We start from the raw sequence: 7835 nt of genomic DNA on the forward strand, positions 1-7835 counted from the left end.
CCGGCGAGAACCCCAACCCCGCCACCCCCTCCCGGAACAGCGAAGCCAACCCCACCGCATGTGCGTGGATCGCCTCGATCCCCGTCGCCTCCAGCAGCGCCAAGGACCGCGCGGCAGCGTGGTACGCGAGGAAGGACGGCGGCGCGTCCAAGCGTCGGGCCGTGGTCGCGAGTCGCTCGACCGGGCCGTACGTGCTGTCCCAGGGCGACTCCGCCGCCACCCATCCCGCGTACAGCGGCGGCAGCAACCCCTGCGCCTCCTCCGTCACCGTCAGGAACGACACACCACGCGGGCTGAGCAGGAACTTGAAGCCACCGGTCACGGTGTAGTCGAAAGCGCCCGCGTCCAGCGGCAGCCACCCCGCCGCCTGGCTCAGGTCGGCGAGCGTACGCGCGCCGTGCGCGGAAGCCGCCGCGAGGATCGCCGGGGTGTCGGCCACCCGGCCGTCCACCGACTGGACCACGGAGAAGGCGACCAGGGCCGTGCCGGGCCGTACGGACTCCGCGAGGGCGTCCAGCGGTACGTACCGTAGTTCGAGGTCGCCGCGGATGGTGAACGGGGTGATGACGGAGCTGAACTCCCCCTCGGGGAACAGCACTTCCGCCCCGGCCGGCAACGAAGCCGCGACCAGCGCGACATGCGCCGCGACCGACCCGCCGAGGGCGACCCGGCTCGGGTCGACCCCGGCGATCCGAGCGAAGGAGGCGCGGGCGGACTCGACGGACTCGTAGCCGTCCGAGCCGTCGTAGGAGCCCGTGGCGCTCTTGGCGGCGAGGTCCCGTACGGCCTCGACGGAGCTACGGGGCAGCAGTCCGGCGGTCGATGTGTTCAGGTACGTCGTCTCGGGCGCGAACTCGGCGCCCCCCAGGGTGGTCATGGACCCACCCTGGGTCCGCCACCACCCCGGGTCAATCGCGTATCCGTGAAGGAAACACCCTAGAGCTGCTTATGGATGGCCCCTGACCAGGGATTACGCGTGCGCGCCCGCATGCGGCCCGGCGTGCGGGACCGCGCATCCGTCGGGCCCGCAGACGGCCGCGTCGTCCGCGACAGCCGCGTCGCCCGCCACAGCCGCGTCGCCGGCGACGTCCGCGTCGCCCGTCTTCTGACCGATCTCGGTGATGACCCGCCCCTGCCACGCCTGCTCCAGCGCCTGGGTGAACACCTCGGCGGGCTGCCCGCCGGAGACTCCGTACCGCCGGTCGAGCACGAAGAACGGCACCCCGTTCGCCCCCAGCTCGGCCGCCTCGCGCTCGTCGGCCCGTACGTCGTCGGCGTAGGCGTCAGCGTCGGCGAGCACGGCCCGCGCCTCCGCCTCGTCGAGACCCGCCTCGACCGCGAGCGCGATGAGCGTCTCCGAGTCGAAGACGGAGCGCTCCTCGGCGAAGTTCGCCCGGTAGGCGAGGCTCAGCAACTCGTCCTGGCGCCCGTGCGCCTTGGCGAAATGGAGCAGCCGGTGGATGTCGAAGGTGCTGCCGTGGTCACGCCCGTCAATCCGGTACTCAAGGCCCTCGGAGCGTGCGTTGGACGCGACGTTCTCCTCCATGGAGCGAGCCTCTTCGCGGGTACGGCCGTACTTGGTGGCCAGCATGTCGACCACCAGAGCCGTGTCCCCCTTGGCCCGCCCGGGGTCCAGCTCGAAGGACCGGTGCACCACCTCGACGTCGTCCCGGTGCGCGAACGCCGCCAGCCCCTTCTCGAAGCGGGCCTTCCCGACATAACACCACGGGCAGGCGATGTCACTCCAGATCTCGACGCGCATCTCTCAGCTTCTCCCCAGGCCCACGGCCCATAGTCCCGACGCACACGGAGGCCCCCTCCGCCGCCGGGACAACGTCCGGGGCCGACCCAAGATTCCCCCCGCCCACCGCCGACAGGCGGGTGGAGCGGGGTTCGCGGCCGGCGCGTCAGCCGGTCAGGATCGCCTTCGCGATCTCGTCGGGGTGGGTCAGCAGGCCCTCGTGGGTTCCGGGGACCATGACGGGTTCCAGTCCGAGCCGTGCCGCGAACTCGGTGCCGGGGAGAGGAAGCGCACGGTCGTCCTCGCCGAGGAGGTAGAGCGCGGGAATGCCGAGTTCGGTCACGCCGGGGACGTCGAGCGCGTCGAGGAAGTAGTGGCCGGGCAGCGGCGTCAGCAGTTCCGCGACCAGTCGCTGGGCCTCCTCTTCGGCGCCCTGCATGAAGATGCCCTGGACGAAGTCCAATGTGGGCGGGATGGAGTGGGTCGGGGAGGCGTCGATCAGGCTCCGCAGCCACGCCGCGGCCTCCGGAGGGTTGTCGTCCAGCAGCGACCTGCCGCGCAGGGGGACTTGCGCCGCGTAGAAGACGGCCCGGGAGACCTTGCCCGACAGGCGGTGCGCCGCACCGGTCAGCGGATATCCGCCCCAGCTGTGGGCGACCAGGGTCACGTCGGTGAGATCCCGTCGCTCCACCTCGGAGACCACATGGTCCACGGCGTCCTGGAGCCCGACCCCCGAGGGATCGTCGCCGTCCCCGGTGCCGGGAAGGGTGAGGCAGACGGCGCGGTGCCCGGCGGCCCGCAGCCGCTCGGCGACCGGGCGCCAGGACCACGCGCCGTGCCACGCCCCGGGGATCAGAACATAAGTCGAAGCTGTTTCAGTCATGGCGATCCTCAGTCGATCAATCGGTCGGGAAATCGTTCTCGGTGTGAAAAGAGATCGGTGTGAAAAGAGTGGGGAACCGCGTCAGCCGCGCGCGTGGACCGAGCCCCATCCGCCGTCGACGTTCAGCAGCTGGCCGGTGAGGTACGAGCTGGCGGGGCCGGCGAGGAAGAGGACGGCCTGGGCGACGTCGTCAGGAACGGCGAACCGCCTGAGCGCGTACTCCTTGGTCAGCGTCGCCTCCAGCGCCGGATTGCCGGTGATCCCGGCGGAGAAGTCGGTCCTGACCACTCCGGGGCGGACCGCGTTGACCCGTACGCCCGACGCTCCCCATTCGGCGGCCAGCGAAAGGGTGGCGGCGTCCACCGCGCCCTTCGTGGTGGCGTACAGACCCACCCCCGCCATGCTGCGGTCACCGCCCACAGCGGACGACAGGTTCACGATGCTGCCGCCGCCCGTCGCCGCCATGTGTGCGGCGGCCCTCGCCCCCAGCAGCAGCGGGGTACGGGCGTTGAGCGCCCAGAGCGCGTCCGCCTCCGCGGCCGTCAGCTCGTGAGCGGGCGTCAGGCTGCCGCTGCCCGCGTTGTTCACGAGGACGTCCACCCGGCCGAGCTGCCCGATCAGGGCTTCCATGACCTCGTCGGGCGCCTCGGGCCGGGACAGGTCGGCGAGAACCGTGACGGTGTCCCCCGGCAGGTCGTCCACGACGCCTCTCAGCGACTCCGCACTGCGGCCCACCAGGGCGAGCCGGGCGCCCGCCCGGGCGAGGAGGAGCGCGGTAGCCGCTCCGATCCCGCGTCCGGCACCGGTGACCACGGCTGTCCTGCCGGCCAGCGGGTGGGTGGGGAGGCCTTCTGTTGCCTTGCTGTTCATTGCGTTGTCCTCGTCTCACGTCTGTGATGGCGCCCGGTCGGGGTCACCCGGCGGGGCGGCGGTAGGCGCCGTACCACCAGATCCGCCCGAGTTCACGGGCCAGCGCGGCGTCACCGCTCCCGTCGTCCACGCTGATGTGACGGGCCATGGCCTGCGCCCCGCCCCAGACGATGACCCGGCTCGCGGCCACGGCGTCGAGGTCGGGCGGCGTGGCGCCGACGTCCTGCTGCTGGAGGAGCGTCGCGAGGACGGCCTCGTCGAATCCCTCCAGGTCGGCGGTGTAGAAGTCCCGTACCGCCGAGTCGTACGTCGCGACCTCGCGCACCGCCGAGAGCACCGGGTGGTGTGCCCGGTGGAGGGCGAGCACGTCCTCGAAGAACCGCGTGTACCGGTCGGCGCCGTCCTCTCCGGCCCCCGGGTCCCACTGCTGGGCCAGGGCCAGGGAGGCGTCCCGTACCTTTTCCGCCAGCCGTTTGAGGATGTCCGGCTTCCCCGGGAAGTACGCGTAGAAGGTGGCGCGGGACACCCCGGCCTCCTCGAGGATGCGCTGCACGCTGATGTCCGTGAAGGACTCACCGTCGGTGAGGAGCCTCTCCACCGCGGAGAGCAGCTTGGCCTCCGTCGCCGCGGACCGACGCTCATGATCATCGTTTTTCCGCCGCGTCACAGACGTCATGGGTCGCCTCCCGGAAGGGGTTTCGAACGGCGGTCCGACTGGCGTGGTGCCGATCGGCCCGTTCCCTCTCTCACACTATACCCGATGTTCATACACGCTGTATGGTCCACTGCATGTATCCCGCATCTTCTCTCCTGCGCGTGACCCTCAACACCGCCTCCCTCGTCGCTCCGCGCCTGGCCGGACGCCTGGCTCTCGCGGTGTTCCGCACACCCGCGGGCCGCAGCCGCCTGCGCCCCGGCGAGGCGGAACTGCTCGCGGAGGCCCGGCCGGGGCGGCTGACCGTCAAGGGGAAGACCGTGCTCACCTACCAATGGGGCGACGGAACCCGCCCCGTCCTGCTCGTGCACGGCTGGGCCTCGCGCGCCGCGCGCTTCGCGCCCTTCGTCACCGCCCTGCGCGAGCGCGGGTTCACCGTGGTGGCCTTCGACGCCCCGGGCCACGGAGGCTCCGGGGGTCGTCACACCGACCTGCTCGAATACGGCGACATCATCCGGCGGCTGGATCGCCGTCACGGCACCTTCGAGGCGGTCATAGCCCACTCGTACGGTGTTCTCGCGACCCTGGTCGCCCTGCGGGAGGGAGTGGGAGCGCGCCGCGTCGTGGGAATCGCCGGCGTGGCCAGGTACGGCTACTTCGTCGACGGGTTCTGTGCGCTGCTCGGGCTGCGCGACCCCGCCAACAGGGCGTTGCGCGTCGCCGTGGAGCGCTTCCTCTTCCCCGGGGAATCCGACATCTGGCGCCGCTTCGACACCGCCTGGCAACCCGGGAGGACGGGAGCCGCCCTGCTTCTCTTCCACGACGACACCGACGACATGGTGCCGGTGGACCAGTCGCGGAGCACCGCCGACGCGTACGGCGCCAGGGCGCGGCTCGTCGTCACCCACGGCCTCGGCCACCGGCGGATCCTCGCGGACCCCGCCGTGGTCGCCAAAGCGACGGACTTCGTGGCCGCGTGAGGGGAGACGGCCTTCCCGGAACGGTCCCGCTGACCGGCCCCTCGCCGGCTCAGGGCTCGCGCGCCGGGCCGGGCCGGGCGGGAGACGCGCGGGAGAGTCGTCGAAGGATCGTCGGGTTACGAGTCGGGCGTGCCCTGGAACGCGGCGGCCATCGCTTCCCGTTGCGCGCGCATCACCTCGTACGGCTGGCCCAGTGTCTGTCCGCCGTCGAGTACGAGGTTGTGGCCGTTGACGAAGGCGGATGCCGGTCCCGCCAGATAGAGCACCGCGGCGGCGACCTCCTCGGGCAGTCCCGGACGACTCGCCGGGATGGTCCGGCCCAGGCGCGGTGCGATCTTCGCCGAGAGGGCCTCGATGGCTTCCGGGGAGTCCGCGGCCGAGTCACCGAGGCCGGCCACCTTGCCGAAGATCCCTGTCAGGACGAGGCCCGGGGAGACGCTGTTGACCCGTACCCCGTACGGCGCCAGTTCGACGGCCGCCCAGGCGCTCAGCTGGAGGAGGGCCGCCTTGGACACGGAGTAGTCCAGGCCTGTGAGTACCGCGCGGAATGCGGCGACGCTGGAGAGGTTGACGATGCTGCCGGAGCCTCGCTCCCGCATCCCCGGGGACAGGTGTTTGATCATCAGCAGCGGTCCACAGACATTCACGTCGTACGCCTGCCGAAACCGCTCGACGTCCGTCTCCGCCACGCTGCCCAGGGTGGCGGGGGCACCGGCGCAGTTGACGAGAACGTCGACCCTCCCGTACCGCTCCTCGACGGCCGAGGCCAGCTGCTCGACGTCTTCTTCCCTGGTCACATCGGCGCGCCGGAACCACGCCTCACCGCCCAGCTCCGCCGCGAGCGCCTCCCCCCGGTCGGCCCGCCGCCCGACCAGGACGACACGAGCCCCCTCCTCGGCGAACCTGCGCGCGATCGCCGCGCCGATGCCACTCGTCGCGCCGGTGACCACCGCGACAGCGTTGTTGAGCTCGTTCATCACCACGCACCCTCATCGTCGTGGGCATGCACATATGACCAGTAACGGCCAGTCAAGCACATATAACGACCCATTTCGAAACAAAACTGCCGATCGCGGCGGGCCTTCCGCCGTCCCTACCGAGCGGTCCGGTGTCAGTTCGCGTGGGCGTGGTGCCATGTGGCTGCAACCCCTCGGGGCTGAGGGGCAGTTGGAGATCGGGCGCGTCCGATGTTGTGCGCTGCTACCGCCCCGTGAACGGAAAATGCCTGTGCTTGACTGGGCGTTGTGGCTGAGGAACCGGAAAGTGTGTCGTTCGAGAGCGCCGAGGCGTTCGAGGCGTGGCTGGGCGCGCAGCACGCGTCCGGCGACGGGATTTGGCTGAGGCTCAGGAAGAAGACACCGGGGGTCGTCACGTTCGACTACGCGCAGGCGCTCGACGTGGCCCTCTGCTACGGGTGGATCGACGGGCAGAAGAAGAAAGCCACCGAGGACACGCACTGGTTGCAGCGGTTCACGCCCCGGCGTGCCCGCAGCAAGTGGTCGAAGATCAACCGTGACAAGGCCGAGGCGCTGATCGCCTCCGGCCGCATGCGGGACGCCGGGCTCGCCGAGGTGGCTCGGGCCAAGGCCGACGGGCGGTGGGAAGCCGCGTACGACGGGCCCAGGACCGTCTCCGTACCGGACGATCTCGCCGCCGCCCTCGCGGCGGAGCCCGTGGCGGCCGAATTCTTCGCCACGCTCGACAGCCGTAACCGCTTCTCCGTCCTCCACCAGGTCCACGACGCCAAGCGGCCCGAGACCCGCGCCCGCCGTATCGCGAAGTACGTGGCGATGTTCGCCGAGCGGAAGAAGATCTATCCCTGAGACCTGTTCTCGTCGTCGCCCACCACCAGGCGCAGGATCAGGTGCGTGTCGTCGCGCGGGTTCTCCGGGTCCGGCTCCCAGCCGTGCGCCGCGTAGAACGCCTGCGCGCGCCGGTTGGGTTCGAAGACCTCCAGGCGCGCCGTGACCACCCCGTCCCGCCGCCAGGCCGCCACGCACGCCTCGTGGAGCGCGGCACCGATCCCCCACCGCCAGTGGGCGGGGGCCACGTGGAGCTGGGTGAGGGTCGTCACGCCGTCTGCCGTACGGTACGCGGCCACGCCCACCGGCCGGCCCTCGACCTCCGCGCACAGTACCGCCGCGCCCGGCTCGTCGCGGCTCAGCGCGGTGGCCCAGTTGGCGCGCGTACGGGCCCGCTCGGCCGGTCCTTCGAACTCCTCGTCCGGGACATGGCCCCGGTAGTACGTGGCCCGCGCCTCCGCGTGGAACGCGGCGATCGGGTCGAGGTCGGCGGGGACGGCTCGTCTGATGATCATGGTGACGGAGACGTGGGGGCGGGCGGCCCGGTTGCACTCCGTCCGCGGCCCGGTTGCACTCCCCTCCCATGAGGGGCGCGGCCGGCGCGAGCCGTGTACGGACGACCGGCCGCAGGCCACCGACCACCCGCCCCGGGCACGGCCGCCCGCTCGGGTCTCGGGGGCCGTACGACCGAAAGAGCCGTACAACCCCCAAAGACCCCCGCCCCGCCCCACCTCACCCCTGCGGCACGTCGTCCACCCGCCGCGGCAGCCCCAGCGCGTTCTCGTCCCGCAGCTCCGGCGGCAGCAGCGCCGGCGGTGTCGACTGGTACGAGACCGGGCGCAGCCAGCGTTCGATCGCCGTCGCGCCCACCGACGTGGACGTGGACGTCGTCGCCGGGTACGGG

9 protein-coding genes and 1 pseudogene are annotated in these 7835 nt (G+C 71.5%); 2 read left to right on the plus strand and 8 right to left on the minus strand.

From position 1 onward, the window contains the following. The 5 genes from GT042_RS14685 to GT042_RS14705 form a co-directional block, all read right to left on the minus strand. On the minus strand, nt 1–877 hold an 877-nt coding region (locus GT042_RS14685), incomplete at its 3' end, for an aminotransferase class V-fold PLP-dependent enzyme (protein ID WP_161309158.1). A gap of 93 nt (nt 878–970) precedes the next feature. Further along, on the minus strand, nt 971–1762 hold the full coding sequence (locus GT042_RS14690; RefSeq protein WP_161309159.1) for a DsbA family oxidoreductase: 792 nt from the start codon (nt 1760–1762) through the stop codon (nt 971–973). Nucleotides 1763–1907: 145 nt separating this feature from the next. Then, nucleotides 1908–2624 (minus strand): alpha/beta fold hydrolase, encoded by a 717-nt coding sequence (locus GT042_RS14695; RefSeq protein ID WP_161309160.1) that lies wholly within the window; start codon nt 2622–2624, stop codon nt 1908–1910. 81 nt (nt 2625–2705) lie between these two features. Further along, nucleotides 2706–3494 (minus strand): SDR family oxidoreductase, encoded by a 789-nt coding sequence (locus tag GT042_RS14700; RefSeq protein ID WP_161309161.1) that lies wholly within the window; start codon nt 3492–3494, stop codon nt 2706–2708. Nucleotides 3495–3537: 43 nt separating this feature from the next. Beyond that, nucleotides 3538–4170: a TetR/AcrR family transcriptional regulator gene (locus tag GT042_RS14705; protein ID WP_202532771.1), complete on the minus strand. Its 633-nt coding sequence runs from the start codon at nt 4168–4170 to the stop codon at nt 3538–3540. A gap of 113 nt (nt 4171–4283) precedes the next feature. On the opposite strand from GT042_RS14705, the gene GT042_RS14710 reads away from it, so the two are divergent. Then, nucleotides 4284–5129, plus strand: coding sequence for an alpha/beta hydrolase (locus tag GT042_RS14710; RefSeq protein ID WP_161309162.1), 846 nt, complete (start codon nt 4284–4286; stop codon nt 5127–5129). Between the two features lie 116 nt (nt 5130–5245). Here GT042_RS14710 and GT042_RS14715 read toward each other — a convergent pair whose 3' ends face one another. Next, complete coding sequence (locus GT042_RS14715) at nt 5246–6106, minus strand: SDR family oxidoreductase (protein ID WP_161309163.1); 861 nt, start codon at nt 6104–6106, stop codon at nt 5246–5248. Between the two features lie 288 nt (nt 6107–6394). On the opposite strand from GT042_RS14715, the gene GT042_RS14720 reads away from it, so the two are divergent. Continuing rightward, entirely contained in the window at nt 6395–6952 is a 558-nt protein-coding gene (locus GT042_RS14720; RefSeq protein ID WP_345943776.1) for a YdeI/OmpD-associated family protein, read from the plus strand. Here GT042_RS14720 and GT042_RS14725 read toward each other — a convergent pair. Both GT042_RS14725 and GT042_RS14730 read right to left on the minus strand, forming a co-directional pair. Continuing rightward, nucleotides 6943–7443, minus strand: coding sequence for a GNAT family N-acetyltransferase (locus GT042_RS14725; protein ID WP_161309166.1), 501 nt, complete (start codon nt 7441–7443; stop codon nt 6943–6945). The genes GT042_RS14720 and GT042_RS14725 overlap by 10 nt on opposite strands. A gap of 220 nt (nt 7444–7663) precedes the next feature. Beyond that, a pseudogene (locus GT042_RS14730) lies at nt 7664–7835 on the minus strand (aldehyde dehydrogenase (NADP(+))); the annotation flags it as partial.

This window comes from Streptomyces sp. SID3212, from assembly GCF_009865405.1.
GTDB lineage: Bacteria > Actinomycetota > Actinomycetes > Streptomycetales > Streptomycetaceae > Streptomyces.

What these genes read in the sequence shown, in the direction of transcription:
- GT042_RS14700 (WP_161309161.1), bottom strand. Translation starts at nt 3,494, where the DNA reads ATGAACAGCAAGGCAACAGAAGGCCTCCCCACCCACCCGCTGGCCGGC.
- GT042_RS14715 (WP_161309163.1), bottom strand. Translation starts at nt 6,106, where the DNA reads ATGAACGAGCTCAACAACGCTGTCGCGGTGGTCACCGGCGCGACGAGT.
- GT042_RS14710 (WP_161309162.1), top strand. Translation starts at nt 4,284, where the DNA reads ATGTATCCCGCATCTTCTCTCCTGCGCGTGACCCTCAACACCGCCTCC.
- GT042_RS14690 (WP_161309159.1), bottom strand. Translation starts at nt 1,762, where the DNA reads ATGCGCGTCGAGATCTGGAGTGACATCGCCTGCCCGTGGTGTTATGTC.
- GT042_RS14705 (WP_202532771.1), bottom strand. Translation starts at nt 4,170, where the DNA reads ATGACGTCTGTGACGCGGCGGAAAAACGATGATCATGAGCGTCGGTCC.
- GT042_RS14695 (WP_161309160.1), bottom strand. Translation starts at nt 2,624, where the DNA reads ATGACTGAAACAGCTTCGACTTATGTTCTGATCCCCGGGGCGTGGCAC.